The organism is Nocardioides sp. dk884, from assembly GCF_009557055.1.
Taxonomy (GTDB): Bacteria; Actinomycetota; Actinomycetes; order Propionibacteriales; family Nocardioidaceae; genus Nocardioides.
This window is the reverse complement of sequence record NZ_CP045649.1, coordinates 3589030-3608723: the sequence shown is the minus strand read 5'-3', so window position 1 is coordinate 3608723 and position 19694 is coordinate 3589030. Positions and strand designations below refer to the sequence as shown.

The following is a 19694-nucleotide window of genomic DNA, read 5'->3' as shown; positions in this document are numbered from 1 at the left end:
GCGGGTCCTGGACGCCGGGCATAGTTAATCGGTCGCGGGCGTTCACCCGGGGACCTACTCTGGAAGGCGTATGACGAACTCTTCTGCATCTCACTTCAGCCTCGACCACGAGCTCGAGGAGACCACCGGCTGGGACGACACCGACCCGGCCACGGACCGCCTCGACACGGCGACCGAGGAGCCCGACGACGAGCCGTTCGCCGAGGACACCTCCGACGGTGCCTCCGATTGGGCCGACGAGCCGGACCCCGAGGAGGAGCCGACCGTCGGCGCGATGGAGCTGGCCGAGCGCCACGCCCTGCGTCGCGTCGCCACCCTGCGCACCGACCTCGAGGACATCACCGAGGTCGAGTACCGCCAGCTGCGCCTCGAGCGCGTCGTGCTGGTCGGTGTCTGGACCGAGGGATCGGTCGAGGACGCCGAGAACTCCATGGCCGAGCTCGCGCTGCTCGCCGAGACCGCCGGCTCGGAGGTGCTGGAGGCCATCTACCAGCGCCGCCAGACGCCCGACCCCGCGACGTACATCGGCCGCGGCAAGGTCGAGGGACTCAAGGAGATCGTCGCCGCCACCGGCGCCGACACCGTGATCTGTGACGGCGAGCTGGCCCCCAGCCAGCTGCGCAACCTCGAGGACCGGCTCAAGGTCAAGGTCGTCGACCGCACCGCGCTGATCCTCGACATCTTCGCCCAGCACGCGAAGTCCAAGGAGGGCCAGGCGCAGGTCGAGCTGGCGCAGCTCAGCTACATGAAGCAGCGCCTGCGCGGCTGGGGTGGCAACCTCTCGCGCCAGGTCGGTGGTCGGGTCGCCGGCGGTGCCGGTATCGGCGGCCGCGGTCCCGGTGAGACCAAGATCGAGACCGACCGGCGCCGCATCAACACCAAGATCGCCAAGCTGCGCCGCGAGCTGAAGGAGATGAAGGGGACCCGCGACACCAAGCGCTCGGAGCGTCGTCGCCACCAGATCCCCAGCGTCGCGATCGCTGGCTACACCAACGCCGGCAAGTCCTCGCTGCTCAACCGGCTCACCAACGCCGGCGTGCTGGTGGAGGACTCGCTGTTCGCCACGCTGGACCCGACCACGCGTCGCACCACGACCGACGACGGGCGCGTCTACACGATGAGCGACACCGTCGGCTTCGTGCGCCACCTGCCCCACCAGCTGGTCGAGGCGTTCCGCTCCACGCTGGAGGAGGTCGCCGACGCCGACCTGATCCTGCACGTCGTGGACGGCTCGCACCCCGACCCGGAGGGCCAGATCTCCGCGGTCCGCGCGGTGCTGGCCGACATCGACGCCGCCGGGGTCCCCGAGCTGATCGTCATCAACAAGGCCGACCAGGCCGATCCGATGGTGATCGCCCGGCTCCAGCAGCGCGAGCCGCACTGCGTGGTGGTCTCGGCCAAGACCGGCGAGGGCATCCCCGAGGCGCTGGCGGTGATCGAGAGCGAGCTGCCCCACCCCGACGTGGAGTTCCGGGTGCTGCTGCCCTACGAGCGCGGCGACCTGGTCAACCGGATCCACCAGCAGGGCGAGATCGATTCCCTGGAGCACACCGCCGACGGCTCGCTGGTCAGTGGTCGCGCCAACGCCGACCTCGCCGGCGAGCTCGAGGAGTACGCCGTCCGCGCTCCCGCCTGACCGGCTCGGCGCGCCCCGGTCACGCACCGGGGCGTGCCGGGTCAGATGACGAAATCGGTCACGGTGCCACCCAACCGCGCGAACCGGGTGCCGTCGGCGCCGGGTTGTCCGACAATGGTGCGGTGGTACGTCGCGGGGCCCCTCTCATCGGTGACCCGTCCGCGCAGGCGGGCGGGCGGGTGTCGCCGGGAGTGCCCCAGGGAGTGTCCCAGGGACGGTCACGGCGCCGTCGCCGGCTGGCCGCGGTCCTCGCCGCCCTCGTCGTGGGCGCCACCGGGACCGTGTGGGTGGCCGGCCAGGCCATCGGCGGGGACGCCGGGCGCTGTGAGCGCTTCACGGCCGCCGCCACCGACCGCGCCGGCACCGTGACCGGGACCGGGCGCTCGGTGCTCGTGGTCGGCGACTCCTACGCCGCCGGCCTGCTGCTCGAGGACCCGCTCGCGGCCTGGCCCACGCGTCTCGACGGGCGCCTGCGGGTGGCGGGGTTCTCCGGTTCCGGCTTCAGCCGCGCGGCGAGCGGGTGCGGGGACGTCTCCTTCGCCACCCGCGCCGCGGACGCGCTGCGCGCCCACCCGGACGCCGAGGTCGTCGTCGTCGAGGGCGGTCTCAACGACCACGACCAGCGCCACGCCGAGATCGTCGCGGGCTTCACGCGGCTGACCCAGGCCGTCGGCGCCCGCCCGCTCGTGGTGGTCGGCCCGCCGCTCGCCCCGGCGCGCACCGAGCAGGCCCGGCGCGTGGACGCGCTGCTGGCCCGCCTGGCCGCCCGGCACGGCGCGACGTACGTCTCGACGAGCGGGCTCACGCTGCCCTACCTCCCCGACGGGCTGCACCTCACACCCGAGGGCCACACGGCGTTCGGCGAGCACGTCGCGGCGGTGCTCACACGGTTGTGAGGACGCCGTCGGCATCGTCGGTGGCCGCGGTTAGGGTTCTCCGGTGTCCTCCACTGTCGAGCAGACCTCCGTCCGCGACGTCCTCGCGACGGCCGTGCGTGCGCTCGGCGGCAGCGAGCGCGCCGGGCAGGTACAGATGGCCGAGGCGGTCGGTCGGGCGATGGAGGACGAGCAGCACCTGCTCGTCCAGGCCGGCACCGGCACCGGCAAGTCGCTGGCCTACCTCGTGCCCAGCCTGCTGCACCGCGAGCGCGTCGTGGTCGCCACCGCGACGCTGGCGCTGCAGCACCAGCTCGTCGAGCGCGACATCCCGCGCCTGACCACCGCGCTCAAGGGCCAGCCGGGCGTCGACACGTCGTACGCCGTGCTCAAGGGCCGTTCCAACTACGCCTGCCTCCACCGGGTCCGCGAGGGCGTGCCGGACGACCAGGGCGCGCTGGTGCAGCTGCCGGAGGGCTCGATGGGCGCCAAGGTGCTCGAGCTGCGCGCCTGGGCCGACAAGGAGGCCGAGGACGGCGGCAGCGGCGAGCGCGACAACGCCCCGCGCCACACCGACAAGGAGTGGCGCCAGGTCAGCGTCAGCCACCGTGAGTGCCTCGGCGCCGCCAAGTGCCCGTTCGGCCAGGAGTGCTTCGCCGAGCTGGCCAAGGAGAAGGCCCAGAAGTCCCACCTGATCATCACCAACCACTCGCTGCTGGCCATCGACGCGGTCGAGGGCGTCCCGATGATCCCCGACTACAACGTCGTGGTGATCGACGAGGCCCACGAGCTGACCCAGCGGGTCACCCAGGCCGCCACCGACGAGCTGTGGGCCGCCGAGGTGGAGCGGGCCGCCCGGCGCGCGCAGCGCTACGTCGACGGCAGCGAGGCCGACGACCTCTCCGACGCCGCCGACGCGCTGCGCGCCGCGATGGGCGAGGCCCGGCCGGGTCGCCTCGAGCAGCTCCCGCTCGACCTCGGCGACGCGCTCGTGCTGGTCCGCGACAGCGCGCGTGCGGCGATCTCGGCGTTCCCCAAGGACAAGGACCGCGACGGGGAGGCCGACGCCGGCCGCACCCAAGCCCGCGGCACCCTGCAGGAGGTCTTCACGACCGCGGAGCGGATGGCCGCCGAGCTCGACTCCGACGTGCTGTGGATGACCGAGGGCTCCGAGCGGATGCCCCCGCGCCTGTGCGTGGCGCCGCTGCAGGTCTGGGGCCAGATGCGCGACAAGCTGCTCAACGAGAAGACCGTCGTGTTCACCTCCGCCACGCTGATGCTGGGTGGCGACTTCAGCTCGGTGGCGACGAGCGTCGGGCTCAAGCCGTCCGAGCGGATCATCGACGGCTCGCCGACCGCGGCCGCACCGGGGGAGGGCCAGCCCTGGCGGGGTCTCGACGTCGGGTCGCCGTTCGACTATGGCCAGCAGGGCATCCTCTACGTCGCCCGCCACCTCCCGCCGCCGGGGCGCGACGGGCTGGTCAAGGCCCAGCTCGACGAGATCGTGGAGCTCATCGACGCCGCCGACGGCCGGGCGCTCGGCCTGTTCTCCTCGCGCCGCGCGGCCGAGGCCGCGGCCGAGGAGGTCCGCAAGCGGCTGCCGCACCTCACCACGCTCGCGCAGGGCGACGCCCAGCTGCCCGAGCTGGCCAAGCAGTTCGTCGCCGACCCGCACACCTGCCTGTTCGGCACGCTGACGCTCTGGCAGGGCCTCGACGTCCCGGGCGAGACCTGCCAGCTGGTGCTGATCGACCGGATCCCGTTCCCGCGACCCGACGACCCGCTGATGTCGGCGCGGCAGAAGGCGGCCGACAAGGCCGGCGGCAACGGCTTCATGCAGGTCGCCGCCACCCACGCCGCGCTGCTGATGGCCCAGGGCGCCGGACGCCTGATCCGCACCACCTCCGACCGCGGTGTGGTCGCGGTCCTCGACCCCCGACTGGCGACCGCCCGCTACGGCGGCTTCCTCAAGGCCAGCCTGCCGTCGATGTGGACGACCACCGATCCCGGGATCGTGCGCCAGGCGCTGGCCCGGCTCGCCGGCAAGCCGACCGCCTGAGGCTCGCCGTCGACCGTCGGTCGCCGGTCGGCGGTCGGCTCAACGCACCGCGCGAGCGACCAGGGAGAAGCGCCGAGCATCGTCGGTCGGTGTGCCCGCGCAGGAGAAGCGGCTGCCACGCCAGCAGGTGAGCCGGGTGCTGGCGTTGACCAGCGTGACGTCGACGTGGCGCACCCCCGCCAACGGGACGGCGATCCGTCCTGCGCCGGTGCGGTCCAGGGCGACGCGGTGCCGGGTGCGGGTGCCGTCGGCGGCGAGCGTGGTCACCACGGCCGCCGGCGCGCTGGCTCGTGGCGGCAGGTCCAGGCGAAGTCGCAGCCGCCATCCGCGCCCGCGCAGCGTGGTGGCCGGGGTGAGCCGGACACTGGCCGAGGCGAGGTGGTCCAGGCGCACCCGGTGCCGGACGGCGGCCCGGCCGACGCCCAGCGCCGCGACCGGCCGGGCCGCGGGGTAGCCCCGCCCCTCGTCGTACGACGCCGCGGGGGCGAGGTTGTCGGCGGCGAAGCCCGCCAGCGCCGCGGGCAGGGTCGTCCCGCGGGCGCGCAGCACGGTGCTGATCGCGGCCAGGGAGTGGTCCTGGACGTGCGGCCCTGTGGAGTCCGCGGCCTCCCAGATGTCGCGGACCACTGTCGCCAGACCCCCCTGCGCGGTCGGCAGCCGCTCGCCGAGCCAACGGAAGAAGATCCAGCTCCCGTAGACCCGCAGCGCGTCGGCGCGGTCCGCCCGGCCGCGGTCGTCCAGGGAACGCCTCGGCTGGCGCAGCGGGCTGCGGTGCAGGTACTGGCGGTTGTCGTCGACGTCGTCGAACAGCTCGTCCTCGACCCAGGCGGCGGTGGCCTCCATGAGCCAGGCGTCCTGGGTGGCGTCGTAGGCGAACTGCACGGCGTGGAAGTACTCGTGGGCCGCTGTCACCTGGAGGTTCTCCAGCGGCGTGTTGCCCGGGAACTGCGTGCCGTCGTAGTCGTCGTCGAGCACGCAGTAGGCCGCACGGGCGTTGGCGCCGATGACCGGGACAGGAGCGTCGCTCGCGCAGTAGCCGTACAGCCCCTGGTCGCCGATGTCGGCAAGGTAGATGTCCGTGCGGGCGTCACCGCCGAGCGGGCCGTCGCCGAGCGGCGCCCGGTATCCCGCCGACCGCAGGCGCGCGTGCACCGAGACGAGGGTGTCCAGCACCAGGTCGACCTGGTCGGGCACCCCGTTGCCGGAGAGGTCGGCGAGGTCGGGGCTGTCCGCGCTCGCCGGGTTCGACGCCCAGTGCACGCAGAGGACCGCGGTGCAGCGCACCCGCGGTGCGGCGCGAGGGCCCCACCCGTGACCGGCGGGATCCGCGCGGCCGTCGGTGGGTCGGGCGAGCAGGCGTCGCGCTGCGGCGCGCTCGCCGGCCGGCAGGGCATCCAGGGTGAGTGCCAGGTCCCGCAGGGCGATCGTGGCGTCGCCAGCGCGCAGGCCGCTGGACTCGGGGGCCAGCGCGCGGCGTGCCCCGGCCAGGGCGGCCCGGGCCCGGCGCAGCGGCACCGCCTCGGTGGGCACGCTCAGCGGGGTCGTCGCCGAGCCGGTCGCGGGGCCAGCCGAGGGGCCAGCCGAGCGAGGCGGGCCGGGATCGGCGTGTGCCGGGGTCGGGGCGAGGGCGGTGAGGACGGCGAGGCAGAGCGCTGGAAGGCCCAGGGCGCGTGCTCGGCAGGGGCCGGGCGAGGACGGGCGCCGCCGGGCGGCGCGAGGGGCTGGCACGAGGTGATCCTGTCACCCCGTGCCGGCCCGGCTCGGACTCGCCACGGACCCGGCGCGAGGGACCTCAGACCCGGCGCAGGACCGCGGTGACCTTGCCCAGGATCGAGGCGTGGGTGCCGTCGATGGGCTCGTAGGCGTCGTTGTGGGGGAGCAGCCAGACCTTGCCGTCCTTGCGCTGGAAGGTCTTCACGGTGGCCTCGCCCTCGATCAGAGCGGCCACCATGTCGCCGTTGTTGGCGGTCTGCTGCTGGCGGATCACCACGTAGTCGCCGTTGCACACCGCCGCGTCGATCATCGAGTCACCGGAGACCTCGAGCAGGAACAGCTGTCCGTCACCGACCAGCTGACGTGGGAGCGGGAAGACGTCCTCGACCCGCTCCTCGGCGAGGATCGGCCCGCCTGCGGCGATACGGCCCACCACCGGCACGTAGGAGGGGGCCGGCACGCTGTCGCCGATGCCGGTCTCGTCAACCGAGGAGCCCTCGCCCGAGGACATGGCCTTGCGGGCGGCCATCACCTCGGGCAGGAACACCTCCAGGGCACGCGGACGGTGCGGGTCGCGCTTGATGAAGCCCTTCTGCTCGAGGACCTTCAGCTGGTGCGCCACGCTCGAGGAGCTGGTCAGGCCGACGGCCTGACCGATCTCGCGCATGCTCGGCGGGTAGCCGCGCTTCTCGATGCAGTCGGTGATGTGGGTGAGCACCCGCACCTGGCGCGGGGTGAGTCCGGTCGCGTCAGCAGGACCGTCGGGGAGCTCAGCGACCCCGTCGCTCTTCTTCTTGGCCATCTGTGCCTTCCCTCGGGTCGTCGTCCGGGTTGTCCGCGCCTCCGGCGGATCGGGCGTCGTCCCGGGTCCGGTGGCGTGAGGGCCACCGTAGCGACATCCACCCCCAGAGTTCAAACATCTGTTCGAAGTGCGTGTCGCGGGCCTGCCTGCGCGGCCGAGACGGGCGATGCGTCGAACATTCGTTCGCCCAGATGCTTGCGTTCCTCGAACACCTGCTCTAGCGTCGTACATGTGTTCGATCGAACGTCTGGTCGAACGTCGATCCGGTCCCGTTTCGGCGGGACTGTCGGTGGCGGGCGTTAGACATCTTCTCGACGCCGCGATCCGAGGCTGACACCACTTCCCCAGGAGCCACGATGAGCACGCTGAACCCCACGACCATGATCATCACCTCTCGTCCGGCGACCGGCCGGTCCGTGCGGCTGACCCGCCGAGGCCGCGTGGTGGTCTTCCTGTTCTGCGTGGCGGTCCTGCTGGGCGTCGGGTTCGCCCTCGCCGGCGGCTCGATGGCGACGGCGGAGAGGGGCTCGGCGGAGCCCACGGAGATCATCACGGTCGGCACCGGTCAGACCCTGTGGGACATCGCCGCCGAGCTCAGCGACGACGGTGACGTGCGCGAGGAGATGCGCCACATCGAGCGGCTCAACGCCCTCGACTCCACGATGCTCGTCGCCGGTCAGCGCCTCGCGGTGCCCACCAGCTGAGGCACGCCAGACATCGCCGGTCGCCTCGACCCCGACCGGCGAGCAGGGGAAGACAGGGGGCGGAGCCTGATGGCTCCGCCCCCTGGTCGTTCCTCGAGGTCGAGGTCGTTCAGCGGGCCGCGCGTCGTCCGCCTGGCACCGTCGTGCGTGTCGCCGGGGTGCTCGCGGCGACGGGGTCCTGCGTCGGGGCGGCTGCGGGATCGGGCGACGAGGAGGGGCCGGAGGTGAGGCAGAGCTCGCGCAGCAGGCGTGCGATGAGCATGAGGGCCACAAACAGGCAGGCCACGGCGCCGGTCGAGGCGAGCGCCAGGAGCCACCAGCCTCCGGAGTCGCCGCCGCGCGCGCTGGCACCGAAGTCGATCGCGGCGTAGACGAGGTATCCCCAGGCGATGACGGCCAGCGTCACGCCTCCGGCCAGGGCGAGCAGGCGTGGCTGCACCGTCGGAGTCTTCTTGGTGCCCCGCCTCGAACCCGCCCGCTTGCCCTTGCTTGCCACGGGGTCATTGTCGCTGATCGCGCGCCCGGGCGCTCGGCGACCCGCACGTCGACCCCGCCCCTTTTGAGCCACGTCCGTGCGGCGTCCGATTCGCGCCTGATCCGTGCCGCTTGCGGTGTCGCGCCGGCGTCCGGCGAAGGCTGGCAGGGCTCTGACCTGCGGTTTCGAAGGCGGTCCGTACCGGGGGCCTCGATCGTGTCGCGCGGGCTTGCAGAGGATCCGCCGCACGCGTACGGTTACCCCTACATCTAGTACTTACAGCGCTGTAGTTATCCACATCTAGTGCACAGCTCAGCGGCGCAAGACTCACAGATGTGAGTGAGTTCTACACAGCAGACCCCCCGTTATCCACACCCTGAGGCACTTCCGCCCCGGGCTGTTGTGGCGCGCCTGAGAGGAGCCCCGGATGCACTGTCCCTACTGCCGGAACACCGACACCCGGGTGATCGACTCCCGGGTCGCGGACGACGGGGGCTCGATCCGGCGACGCCGCACCTGCGGGTCCTGCGCCAAGCGGTTCTCGACCGTCGAGCTCATGCAGCTGATGGTCCTCAAGCGCTCCGGCGCGAGCGAGCCGTTCACCCGGGAGAAGGCGGTGTCCGGGGTGCGCAAGGCCTGCAAGGGCCGGCCCGTGAGCGAGGACCAGCTCGCCTGCCTCGGTCAGGCGGTCGAGGACGCCCTGCGGCTCGCCGGTCAGGCGGAGATCCCGGCCCACGAGGTGGGCCTGGCGATCCTCGGCCCGCTGCGCGAGCTCGACGAGGTGGCCTACCTGCGCTTCGCCAGCGTCTATCGCGCCTTCGAGTCGGCGGACGACTTCGCCGCCGAGATCGCCACGCTCCGCGCCGAGCGGAGTCCCGGCCAGCCCGCCGCATCGGGCTGACCTCTCGAACAGCCCGGTGCGTAGTGGGGAAGCTGCGCACCGGGCCTTCCACCAGCTTCCCCCGCCACTGTCGGTGCTCGGAGAGACCATCGACAGTGAGAGCACCGACCGGAGCACCACCACAGCATGAGCACCACCACCAGCAGCACGAGCCACGACGCATCAGAGGAGACGGGCATGACGGAGACGGTCACCAGCGCAACCAGGGGGCGCAAGGCCGCGAAGAAGGGCCTGAAGGTCGAGCGGGTGTTCAGCACCGCGGGGGTGCACCCCTACGACGAGATCAACTGGGAGCGTCGCGACGTCGTCCAGACCAACTGGCGCACCGGTGAGACCGTCTTCGAGCAGCGCGACGTCGAGTTCCCCGACTTCTGGTCGGTCAACGCCTCGACCATCGTGACCACCAAGTACTTCCGTGGCGCCGTCGGCACCGACTCCCGCGAGAACGGTCTCAAGCAGCTCATCGACCGGGTGGTGCACACCTACACCAAGGCCGGCCTCGAGAACGGCTACTTCGCCAGCGCGGCGGACGCCGAGGTCTTCGAGCACGAGCTCACCTGGCTGCTCGTGCACCAGTACTTCTCCTTCAACAGCCCCGTCTGGTTCAACGTCGGCACCGAGTCGCCCCAGCAGGTCTCCGCCTGCTTCATCCTCTCCGTCGACGACTCCATGGACTCGATCCTGAACTGGTACAAGGAGGAGGGGTTCATCTTCAAGGGCGGCTCCGGTGCCGGCCTCAACATCTCCCGCATCCGCTCCTCCAAGGAGCTGCTGCGCTCCTCCGGTGGCACCGCCTCCGGTCCGGTCTCCTTCATGCGCGGTGCCGACGCCTCCGCCGGCACGATCAAGTCCGGTGGCGCCACCCGTCGCGCCGCCAAGATGGTCGTGCTGGACGTGGACCACCCCGACATCGAGGAGTTCGTCGAGACCAAGGCGCGCGAGGAGGACAAGATCCGCGCGCTGCGCGACGCCGGGTTCGACATGGACCTCGGCGGCAAGGACATCACCTCGGTCCAGTACCAGAACGCCAACAACTCGGTCCGTGTCTCCGATGAGTTCATGCGCGCCGTGGAGGAGGGCACCGACTTCGGTCTGCGCTCGCGCACCACCGGCGAGATCATCGAGCGCGTCGACGCCCGTGAGCTGTTCCGCAAGATCTCCAAGGCCGCCTGGGAGTGCGCCGACCCGGGTCTGCAGTACGACGACACGATCAACGACTGGCACACCAACCCCGAGACCGGGCGGATCACCGCATCCAACCCGTGCTCGGAGTACATGTCGCTCGACAACTCCTCGTGCAACCTCGCCTCGCTGAACCTGCTGAAGTTCCTCAAGGACGACGACACCTTCGACGGCGAGGTCTTCGCGAAGGCCGTGGAGTTCATCATCACCGCGATGGACATCTCCATCTGCTTCGCCGACTTCCCGACCGAGTCGATCGGTGAGACCACCCGCGACTACCGCCAGCTCGGCATCGGCTACGCCAACCTCGGCGCGCTGCTGATGGCGATGGGTCTGGGCTACGACTCCGACGGCGGTCGTGCGATGGCCGCGACCATCACCTCGCTGATGACCGGCACCTCCTACAAGCGCTCCGCCGAGCTCGCCGCGATCGTCGGCCCGTACGCCGGCTACGCCCGCAACGCCGAGGCCCACAAGCGGGTCATGCGCAAGCACCAGGCGGCCAACGACACCGTGCGTCCGCTGCACGTCGCCGACGAGCAGGTCCACACGCTCGCCACCCAGGCCTGGGCCGACGTCATCGCGCTGGGGGAGACCAACGGCTTCCGCAACGCGCAGGCCTCGGTGCTCGCGCCCACCGGCACCATCGGCTTCATGATGGACTGCGACACCACCGGCATCGAGCCGGACTTCTCGCTGGTCAAGTTCAAGAAGCTCGTCGGCGGCGGCTCGATGCAGATCGTCAACCAGACGGTGCCGCGCGCGCTCAAGAAGCTCGGCTACCAGCCCGAGCAGATCGAGGCGATCGTCGAGTACATCGCCGAGCACGGCCACGTCATCGACGCCCCCGGCCTCAAGACCGAGCACTACGAGGTCTTCGACTGCGCGATGGGCGCCCGCGCCCTCAAGGCCATGGGCCACGTGCGGATGATGGCGGCGGCTCAGCCGTTCCTGTCCGGCGCGATCTCCAAGACGGTCAACCTGCCGGAGACGGCGACCGTGGAGGAGATCGAGGACGTCTACATGCAGTCCTGGAAGCTCGGCCTCAAGGCCACCGCGATCTACCGCGACAACTGCAAGGTCGGCCAGCCGCTGTCCGGCGGCAAGGGTGAGAACAAGGGCACCGAGGCCAAGCCGGCCGAGGTCGAGACCAAGGTCGTCGAGAAGGTCGTCTACGCCCCGACCCGCAAGCGCCTGCCCAAGTCGCGCGTCTCGCGCACCACGTCGTTCACCGTCGGCGGCGCCGAGGGTTACATGACCTCCGGTGCGCACGACGACGGCGAGCTCGGCGAGGTCTTCCTCAAGCTCGGCAAGCAGGGCTCGACCCTGTCGGGCGTGATGGACGCGTTCTCGATCGCCGTCTCGATCGGCCTGCAGTACGGCGTCCCGCTGGAGACCTACGTCTCGAAGTTCACCAACCTGCGCTTCGAGCCCGCCGGCCTCACCGACGACCCGGACGTGCGGATGTCGCAGTCGATCATGGACTACATCTTCCGTCGCCTGGCCCTGGACTACTTGCCCTTCGAGCAGCGCGCTGCGCTGGGCATCTACTCCGCCGACGAGCGTCAGCGCCACCTCGAGACCGGCTCGTATGAGTCGGTGGAGGAGACCGGCGCCGCCGCCGAGCTCATCGAGGACGCGCCCGCCGCGACCACCCCGGTCGTCCCGCTGGCGAAGCCGGCCCCGGCCGACGCCCACACCTCGGCCGAGCTCATGGAGAAGATCACCGGCTCCGCGGTCGACTCCCCGCTCTGCTTCACCTGCGGCACCAAGATGCGCCCCGCCGGCTCCTGCCACGTGTGCGAGGGCTGCGGCAGCACCTCTGGCTGCAGCTGAGTCGTCACCCGGTGAGGGTGGGCCGACCCTGATCCCCTGAGGGGAGTGACGGCGAGTCCACGAGCGGCAGCCACGCGAACCCGGCCCCTCCGTGTGGGGGGTCGGGTTCGTTGCGCTTGTGCGCGAGACTGGCGACATGGGCCTGACCGTGCATGTCGCCGCCTGGCAGCTGGAAGAAGACGGCGGCGTCATCGCCGTGGGTGACCAGCTCGCTGCGTGGCTGGAGTTCCGCGAGAGCAGTCGAGGGGACCAGGGTCCCGATCAGCACCACCGGCTGACCGGTCTCGCCCGGGCCATTCCTCCGTGGGCCGGAGCGGAGGGTGGCAGGCATCCGACGGTCATCGACGCCGACGGCGCGACCATCTACTGGGATGCGCCACGACCGGTCACCGGCCCCGTCGGCCTCATCGGTGTCCTCGCAGCGAACAACGTCGACGCCCCTGACGGGTTTCCGATGACCGAGGGCCTCGTGACGCGGGTCCGCATGGAGTGGCAGGACCACCGACCCGGTGACGGCGCTGCCTGGTACCCCGTCCCGGGCACGGCCCGCTACGAGGACCTCCAGTCCAGCTACCTGCCGCACGCTGGCCCCATCGACCCTGTGACGCGGGTTGTGTGGACGGGCGTTCTTGTCGACCTCGAGGTGACGGGCACCTAGTCGTCGTCACCGTCCGGATGGTCGCAACCCGCGCGCCTTTATCCACAGATTCAGTCTTTACCTTCCGAGCCATTTCGAACGCTTTCGAACATTGGTAGAATCGGTCCTACGGAACCAGTTCTCCACCACGTCCTCTCGGGAGGCGACGATGGCCGACACGGCTCATCCCTACCTCGCCGACGTGGGGTGCGCGGAGGCATTTCTCGACAAGATCGCCGACCGTGATCCGACATTCCTGTCGATCTCGGAGAAGCGCCAGGCATTGCGAATGACGGCCCATCTGGCCTCGCGGGCGCAGGCGATGCATGCGCGGGTGATCGCGTGCGCCGATGACGTGGCCGACGCCGATGGCTGTCGCGACGTGGCCGCGTGGGTCGCGCGCCGCACCCACACCGCGGGGCCGAACGCGCGGCGGTTGCAGCGGCTCGGGGTGGCGTGCGAGCGACGTTGGCACCGCGTCGGGACCGCGCTTGCGGGCGGGCATGTGAGCCTCGACCAGGGGCACGTGATGGTCGCTGCGCTCGACGACCTGTCCGACGCGTTCTCGCTGGTCGAGGCCACCGCGGAGGAGTGGTCGGCGATGCTGGCCCGGGCGGAGACCTACCTGGTCGAGCAGGCCGCGGACTTCGGGCCGCGTGAGCTCGGCCGCCTGGCGGAGCGGCTGCTGGAGGTGGTCGCGCCGGAGTGGGCGGAGGAGGTCGAGGAGGAGCAGCTGCGCGCTGCGGAGCGCCGAGCCCGGCGGCGTACGACGCTGGGGGTGCGGCATGTCGGCGACGGCTCGGCGATCATCTGCGCTCAGGTCCCGGAGTCAGTGGCGCTGCGGCTGAGCACGATGCTGGAGTCGTTCACCAACCCTCGGCGGGCAGCCGATGAGCCGGCGGCGGACGGGCGGCGGGTGCCCTACGAGCGGCGGTTGGGTGAGGCGTTCTGCTCGTTGCTTGAGAGCATCGACCCGTCCCGGCTGCCGTTGCACGGCGGGGACGCCACGACGCTGGTGATCACCATGGACCTGGCGGCCCTGGTCGACGGCCTCGGCTCCGCGACGCTCGCGGACGGTTCCCGGATCACCGCCGGCGAGGCCCGGCGTCTAGCCTGCACGGCCAATCTCGTCCCCGCAGTCCTCGGCACGCCTTCGGTGCCGCTCGACCTCGGTCGCACAAACCGGCTCTTCAGTCCAGGTCAGAGAAAAGCCCTCGCCATTCGCGACAAAGAATGCCGCGCCGCCGGCTGCACCATTCCCTCGACGTGGTGCGAGGCGCATCATGTGGATCCGTGGTCAGCGGGCGGGAAGACCGATCTCGACAAAGGCATTCTTCTGTGTGGTCATCATCATCATCTGATCCACGACGACCGTTATCTGCATCAACGGATGCCGAACGGCGATCTTCGGTTCACGCGACGGACATAACCAATCGCGATTGGTCACTGAACAGCCACCGTGGCCGCCTGGAAGAAGTCGGCAGGAAGCGGGTGCGCCAGTTTCCAGGTGATGGCGATGGGGCGCTCACCCTCGTGGGACGAATAGGTGGCGGGTCCGAGAAAGAGGTACGGCGCGGTCCCGAGGGGGTTCTGCGCGGTCTCGCGCACGAACAGTAGGACGTTGCTCGTGCCACTGAGATAGCGCTGACCGGTCGGCGAGGCGACCGTCGTGGCGTTCTGCGACTCCCAGTGGAAGAGGGAGGGGCTGATCGGGTAGTCGCGGTACATCGTGGTGGGGGAGTACTCGGCCTCAGACTTCTTGAGCGTCGCCATGAGCAGGTCGGCGTTCGCAGCAGGTGCGTAGGCAACGCCCTGCATCATGCTCGTCGGCTTCCGCTTCAGCGTCGCGTAGTCGACGGCGGCGAGCATCTCCTCGCGCTGATAGCGCCCGTGGACGCGCAGCGGATAGGGCGCGAGTGACCCCGTGAGCGGTGTCGTGACGTGCGAGGTGGCGTCGAGCGCGAGCTCGATGATGCCGCTCAACTCGTCTCGGACGGCCTCCTCCCGCCGCAGTGCCCTGAGACCGGCGTCGTAGGAGGGGAAGGAGCCGCCGTCGGGCCACAGCGAGAAGAACAGCATGCGGGCGAACCGCTGGTCGCTCTCGCCGAGGTCGGCGTAGTCGGGGGCGTCATCTCGGAGCAGGCGGAGGTAGGCGCCGGCCCGGTCGGGATCGTCGACGTGGGCGAGGGCACGTCCTCGTTTGAGGAGCTTCGGTGCGTAGTCCTCGCGCAGTCGCACGGGCAGACCGGCGTCGAGACGCAGTCCCGTCCAGGACTTGCTGCCTGACCGCAGGACGTCCGAGAGCGGAAGTCCCGATCGCGCCAGGAAGTCGGCAAGCGTGGTATCGCCGATGGAGCGCAGATCCTGGACGACCTGGGGCCAGCGCCGCGAGACCTGGGCCTTCACGTTGTCGAGGATCGTCTGCTGGGCCGTCCGGTCGAGCACGATCTGGCAGCCCGACGGGAGGAACGGAAAGCTCTGCTCGATGTCGCGCACCAGCTCGCCCCGGGCGCGACCGGTGAGAGCGCGCAGCTTGACGTCCCACCGGAACTCCTTGCGGTGGTGCCCGACGAAGTCAAGAGCCGTGAGCACGGCCTTGTCCTGGGTACGCCGCAGGCCACGACCGAACTGCTGCAGGAACACCGTGGCGCTCTCGGTCGGCCGTAGGAAGAGAACGGTATCGACGTCGGGGATGTCGAGTCCCTCGTTGAAGAGGTCGACGGCGAAAAGGACATTGACCCGGCGAGCGCGCAGGTCGCTGAGGGCGTGCTGCCGCTCGGCGGCCGGAGTCTCCGCGCTGACCGCGGCGGCCGCGATACCCGCTCGTGCGAAGACCTGAGCCATGTAGTGCGCGTGCGCCACGCTGACACAGAAGCCCAGAGCGCGCATGGCGCCGAGGTCGGCGATCTTGTCCCGCAGCTCGCGCAGCACGATGGCTGCGCGCGCGTCGTTGCCGGTGTAGACGCGATCGAGCTCGGCGTCGTCGTACCGACCGCGCCGCCAGGAGATCGAGGAGAGATCGGTGTTGTCGGCGACCGCGAAGTAGTGGAACGGGCACAGCAGGTCGGACTCCAAGGCGTCCCAGAGCCGAAGCTCGGAGGCGATCCGTCCGTCGAAGAAGTCGCGGACGTCGGTGCCGTCCGCGCGCTCCGGGGTCGCGGTCATTCCCAGGAGCTCGCCCGGGCGGAGATGGCCGAGGAGGCGCCGATAGCTGGGCGCTTCGGCGTGGTGGAACTCATCGATGACCACCACGTCGAACGCGTCGGGCGGGATATGGGAGATGCCGTAAGCGTTGAGTGACTGAATGCTGGCGAACACCTGCTCGCCACGCTCGGGCCGCGTGCCTGCGTACCAGGTCTCTCCGAAGTCACCGTCAGAAAGCACCTCGCGGTACGTCCGCAGCGACTGATCGAGGATCTCGCGGCGGTGGGCCACGAACAGCAGCGACGGTCGCTTGCCACCGGCCAGGCGCCGATAGTCGAGGGCTGCGATGACCGTCTTTCCTGTGCCGGTGGCGGCAACGACGAGATTGCGGTGCCGGTCGTGCACGGACCGCTCGACGGACAGATCGTCGAGGATCTTCTGCTGATAGGCGTAGGGGCGCACCTCCAGCCCCGAGAGGGTCAGAGTGACCCGGTCGTACTGTTTGCGCCCGCTGGCCTCCAGCAGCGCGTCATCCAACCGGTCGCGGTCCCGCTCGGGGTCGTAGGGCTCGAAGCTCGCGTCGTGCCAGTAGGAGTCGAAGGTCGCCTCGAACTTCTGCAACAAGCTGGGGGTCGCCACCTGCGAGAGACGCACGTTCCACTCGACGCCGTCGAGAAGCGCCGCGCGGGAGAGGTTCGAGGAGCCGACGTAGGCGGTGTCGAACCCGGTCTGCCGACGAAACAGCCAGGCCTTGGCGTGCAGCCGGGTGCGCTGCGCGTCGTACTGCACGCGGATCTCGGCACCGAACTCCTCGGCCAAGCGGTCGAGCGCGCGGCGCTCCGTGGAGCCGAGGTAGGTCGTGGTCACGACACGGAACCGGATGCCGTCGCGGCGAAGTTGCCTGAGTCGATCCTCGAGCAGCCGTACGCCGTGCCAGCGCACGAAGGCACACAGCAGATCGACGGAGTCCGCAGAGGACATCTCGGCCTTGATCTCCGAGGCCAGGCTGGGCTCATCGCGGGCATTGGTGAGCAAGGCCGCCTCTGCCAACGGGGTCTTGGGACGCAGCTCGAACCTGCTGCTACCCACCGCCGGGTCATCCGGGACGAGGGACAACAGTTGGCGCACCGGGGGCTCGATGCTCGCGCTCGGGTCGAGCGCGCCGAGGACGGCGTTGACCGTCAGCACCCGCTGATCGCGGTCGCGGATGCCCTCCAAGTGACGCTGCACCACGCTCGCGACATGTTGAGCCACGACGTGAGGTTCGTCCGCGGGGTCCACCGCGAGCTCATGCGGGCTGAGATCGGCGAGACCCTGCAAACGGGTGGCGAGCTCGGTGGTGATGATGGATTCGTAGAGGCCCTCGCGCACGCGGCGAGCTTGCCAGGCGCGCGGCGACGGTCGTCCGCACCGCGCCGAGAGTGCCGACGTTGCGGAGGGTCGGCTAGGACCCGAGCATCGCCCACCGTCCCTCGGAGACGACCTCGACCGCGCCGCCGACGACCTTGATCGCCGTCTGCTCGTCGATGACGTACGCCGGGGCGCCGAGGCCGGCGGCCCAGCGCTCGGCGTGGGCCATGGTGTTGGTCGGGAACGCGTCGAGGTGCGGGAAGATCGAGAAGTCGACAATGCCGAGGGTGCGGTCGTCCGGGGCGCCGGGCCACTCGACGAAGTAGTCGCCGATCCGCGGCGTCATCGCCATGCTGCCGGCGCTCACGCCCACCCAGACGGTGTCGGGGAGCGAGGGCAGGAGGTCGGCGAGCCTGGACTCCCGCACCCAGTGGCACAGGTAGGTGGCGTCGCCGCCGTCGACGAGCAGCGCGTCGGCGTCGCGCACCCAGGGGACCCAGCGCTCGGCGCCGATGGTGGGCAGCGCGGTCAGCTCCAGGACGCCGAGTGACGCCCAACCGAGGCCGGTGAAGGGCTGGTGCCTGGGCTCGGCCGCCACCAGGCCCCGCACCGAGGACGGCCCGCACATCGGGTGCCCCCACTGCGCGGTGGGGACGACCAGCGCGTGGGACTCGGCGACCGGCTTGCCGAGGAGCTCCTCGAGCGCGGCGTGGATGCTGGGGTTGGTGACGCCGCCGGAGGTGAGCAACAGCTTCACGATGACTCCTCGGTCGGCTACAGAGAGGGGGTGTCCTGGAGACCCAGGCCTCACTGCACCTGGCCGCCCGGCGCGACCGGCGCCGCGTCCGGGTCCGGGTCCCGGTCGGGAGTCGGGGCGTCCTTGCCGTGCCAGTGCCGGGGGAGCCCGATGGCAGGGATGAGGATGAACGCCATGAGCACGAACGCGACCCAGAAGGCGAAGCCGTAGGAGTCGGCGAGGAGCGGGCCGATGATCGGCAGCTCCTCGCGCGGGATCGACGACAGCTCGGTGCTGCCGCCACCGCTGCCGCGGCTCTGCGACTCCACGCCGCGCTCGATCAGCCGGTGGGTGAAGTGATGCGTGAGCGCGGTGATCAGCAGCGCGCTGCCGAGGGACGCGCCGACCTGCTGGGTGGCCGAGAGGGTCGGGGCCGCGCGCGAGGCCTTGTCCTTGCTCAGGGTGCTGTACGCCGAGGAGATGGTCGGCATCATGACCGCGCCCAGTCCGATGCCGCGGACGAAGAGGGCGAGCGAGAGCCAGAGGTAGGAGGTGTCCGTGCCGACCTGCGTGAACGGCAGCGTGCCGGCGAGGGCGAGCACGACGCCGACGGGGACGACGTACCCCGCACCGATCCGGTCGGTGAGCCGGCCGGTGAGGACGACCGCCACGACCGCGCCGAGGCCCTGGGGTGCGAGCAGCAACCCGGCGTCGAGCGCGCTCTCCTGGCGCACGGTCTGGTAGTACAGCGGCAGCAGCAGCATCCCGCCGAACATGCCGATGCCGACCAGGAAGATCACCGCTGTGCTGCTGGCGAAGACCCGGTTGGTGAGCAGCCGGACGTCGATGATCGACTTCGCCCCGCGGACGAGGCTGTAGGCGACGTAGGCCACCAGCCCCACTCCGCCGCCGATGAGCCAGCCGAGCACCCCCGCCTTGTCGAACCCGCCCTGCGAGCTGGCCTCGGAGAGGCCGTAGAGCAGGCTCGCCAGGCTGCCGGAGAGCAGCACGAGCCCGACCACGTCGAGCACGCCGGCGTCCTCCTCCGGCCGGCCGCCGGGCAGCTTCCACACCGCCAGCGCGATCGCGATGAGCCCGACGGGGACGTTGACCACGAAGATCCAGTGCCAGGTCGTGTACTCCACCAGCAGGCCGCCGAGCACCGGGCCGAACACCGGTCCCAGCAGCATCGGGATGCCCAGGATGGACATCGCGCTGCCCATCCGGTCCTGCCCCGCGGCCTTGGCGATCATCGCCTGCCCGGCCGGCAGCAGCATGCCGCCGCCGAGGCCCTGGAGGATGCGGAACCCGATCAGGCTCTCGATGTTCCACGCGGCCGCGCACAGCGCCGACCCGAGCATGAACAGCGTGACCGCGGTGATCCAGATCGTCTTCGACCCGAACCGGTCCATGGCCCACCCGGTGATCGGGATGACCATCGCGACCGCGAGCAGGTAGCCGGTGACCACCCACTGCGTCTTGTTCAAGGAGGCGTCGAGGTCGGAGCTCAGCGTGTCGAGCGCGACGTTCACGATCGTGCTGTCGAGCACCGGCATCAGCATGCCGGCCACGACGACCAGGCCGGTGACGAGCACGGCCCGCGGGATCCTGCCCGTCTCGTTCGAGGTGGTTGCCATGCCGGCT

14 protein-coding genes are annotated in these 19694 nt (G+C 70.7%); 8 read left to right on the top strand and 6 right to left on the bottom strand.

What is annotated here, in order from left to right; genetic code table 11:
• The first annotated feature begins 70 nt into the window (after positions 1 to 70).
• The 3 genes from hflX (at position 71) to GFH29_RS17185 (ending at position 4570) form a co-directional block, all read left to right on the top strand.
• Positions 71 to 1636 carry a GTPase HflX gene (gene hflX, locus GFH29_RS17195; RefSeq protein WP_416224769.1) on the top strand — a complete coding sequence of 522 codons (1566 nt, stop codon included), beginning with the start codon at positions 71 to 73 and terminating at the stop codon, positions 1634 to 1636.
• A 203-nt stretch (positions 1637 to 1839) separates the two neighbouring features.
• Positions 1840 to 2532 carry an SGNH/GDSL hydrolase family protein gene (locus GFH29_RS17190; RefSeq protein WP_194288982.1) on the top strand — a complete coding sequence of 231 codons (693 nt, stop codon included), beginning with the start codon at positions 1840 to 1842 and terminating at the stop codon, positions 2530 to 2532.
• 43 nt (positions 2533 to 2575) lie between these two features.
• Entirely contained in the window at positions 2576 to 4570 is a 1995-nt protein-coding gene (locus GFH29_RS17185) for an ATP-dependent DNA helicase (protein WP_153324995.1), read from the top strand.
• Between the two features lie 39 nt (positions 4571 to 4609).
• On the opposite strand, the gene GFH29_RS17180 is transcribed toward GFH29_RS17185, so the two are convergent.
• Together GFH29_RS17180 and lexA are read right to left on the bottom strand one after the other, a co-directional pair.
• Positions 4610 to 6100, bottom strand: a complete 1491-nt coding sequence (locus GFH29_RS17180; protein ID WP_153324994.1) for an MXAN_6640 family putative metalloprotease — start codon at positions 6098 to 6100, stop codon at positions 4610 to 4612.
• A gap of 262 nt (positions 6101 to 6362) precedes the next feature.
• Positions 6363 to 7085 carry a transcriptional repressor LexA gene (lexA, locus tag GFH29_RS17175; protein WP_153324993.1) on the bottom strand — a complete coding sequence of 241 codons (723 nt, stop codon included), beginning with the start codon at positions 7083 to 7085 and terminating at the stop codon, positions 6363 to 6365.
• A gap of 356 nt (positions 7086 to 7441) precedes the next feature.
• On the opposite strand from lexA, the gene GFH29_RS17170 reads away from it, so the two are divergent.
• Complete coding sequence (locus GFH29_RS17170; RefSeq protein WP_153324992.1) at positions 7442 to 7789, top strand: LysM peptidoglycan-binding domain-containing protein; 348 nt, start codon at positions 7442 to 7444, stop codon at positions 7787 to 7789.
• A gap of 109 nt (positions 7790 to 7898) precedes the next feature.
• On the opposite strand, the gene GFH29_RS17165 is transcribed toward GFH29_RS17170, so the two are convergent.
• Positions 7899 to 8228, bottom strand: coding sequence for a hypothetical protein (locus GFH29_RS17165; RefSeq protein WP_153324991.1), 330 nt, complete (start codon positions 8226 to 8228; stop codon positions 7899 to 7901).
• A 463-nt stretch (positions 8229 to 8691) separates the two neighbouring features.
• Here GFH29_RS17165 and nrdR point away from each other — a divergent pair, with 463 nt between their 5' ends.
• The 4 genes from nrdR to GFH29_RS17145 all read left to right on the top strand — a co-directional run bounded on the left by nrdR (position 8692) and on the right by GFH29_RS17145 (position 14249).
• Entirely contained in the window at positions 8692 to 9165 is a 474-nt protein-coding gene (gene nrdR, locus GFH29_RS17160) for a transcriptional regulator NrdR (RefSeq protein WP_153324990.1), read from the top strand.
• 177 nt (positions 9166 to 9342) lie between these two features.
• Positions 9343 to 12183 carry a vitamin B12-dependent ribonucleotide reductase gene (locus GFH29_RS17155; RefSeq protein WP_153325866.1) on the top strand — a complete coding sequence of 947 codons (2841 nt, stop codon included), beginning with the start codon at positions 9343 to 9345 and terminating at the stop codon, positions 12181 to 12183.
• A gap of 136 nt (positions 12184 to 12319) precedes the next feature.
• Positions 12320 to 12841: a hypothetical protein gene (locus GFH29_RS17150; protein ID WP_153324989.1), complete on the top strand. Its 522-nt coding sequence runs from the start codon at positions 12320 to 12322 to the stop codon at positions 12839 to 12841.
• 148 nt (positions 12842 to 12989) lie between these two features.
• Positions 12990 to 14249 (top strand): HNH endonuclease signature motif containing protein, encoded by a 1260-nt coding sequence (locus GFH29_RS17145; protein WP_153324988.1) that lies wholly within the window; start codon positions 12990 to 12992, stop codon positions 14247 to 14249.
• A gap of 14 nt (positions 14250 to 14263) precedes the next feature.
• On the opposite strand, the gene GFH29_RS17140 is transcribed toward GFH29_RS17145, so the two are convergent.
• The 3 genes from GFH29_RS17140 to GFH29_RS17130 all read right to left on the bottom strand — a co-directional run bounded on the left by GFH29_RS17140 (position 14264) and on the right by GFH29_RS17130 (position 19687).
• Positions 14264 to 17335 carry a DUF3427 domain-containing protein gene (locus tag GFH29_RS17140; RefSeq protein ID WP_153324987.1) on the bottom strand — a complete coding sequence of 1024 codons (3072 nt, stop codon included), beginning with the start codon at positions 17333 to 17335 and terminating at the stop codon, positions 14264 to 14266.
• A 73-nt stretch (positions 17336 to 17408) separates the two neighbouring features.
• Complete coding sequence (locus tag GFH29_RS17135) at positions 17409 to 18071, bottom strand: Type 1 glutamine amidotransferase-like domain-containing protein (protein WP_153324986.1); 663 nt, start codon at positions 18069 to 18071, stop codon at positions 17409 to 17411.
• Between the two features lie 50 nt (positions 18072 to 18121).
• The gene (locus GFH29_RS17130; protein WP_153324985.1) at positions 18122 to 19687 is read right to left on the bottom strand and encodes an MDR family MFS transporter; all 1566 of its coding nucleotides are present in this window, start codon (positions 19685 to 19687) and stop codon (positions 18122 to 18124) included.
• Positions 19688 to 19694 lie beyond the last annotated feature (7 nt).

Bases quoted from the DNA above. Each gene is read 5' to 3' on its own strand.
- hflX (WP_416224769.1), top strand. From the start codon at position 71: ATGACGAACTCTTCTGCATCTCACTTCAGCCTCGACCACGAGCTCGAG.
- lexA (WP_153324993.1), bottom strand. From the start codon at position 7,085: ATGGCCAAGAAGAAGAGCGACGGGGTCGCTGAGCTCCCCGACGGTCCT.
- GFH29_RS17170 (WP_153324992.1), top strand. From the start codon at position 7,442: ATGAGCACGCTGAACCCCACGACCATGATCATCACCTCTCGTCCGGCG.
- nrdR (WP_153324990.1), top strand. From the start codon at position 8,692: ATGCACTGTCCCTACTGCCGGAACACCGACACCCGGGTGATCGACTCC.
- GFH29_RS17155 (WP_153325866.1), top strand. From the start codon at position 9,343: ATGACGGAGACGGTCACCAGCGCAACCAGGGGGCGCAAGGCCGCGAAG.
- GFH29_RS17150 (WP_153324989.1), top strand. From the start codon at position 12,320: ATGGGCCTGACCGTGCATGTCGCCGCCTGGCAGCTGGAAGAAGACGGC.
- GFH29_RS17145 (WP_153324988.1), top strand. From the start codon at position 12,990: ATGGCCGACACGGCTCATCCCTACCTCGCCGACGTGGGGTGCGCGGAG.
- GFH29_RS17130 (WP_153324985.1), bottom strand. From the start codon at position 19,687: ATGGCAACCACCTCGAACGAGACGGGCAGGATCCCGCGGGCCGTGCTC.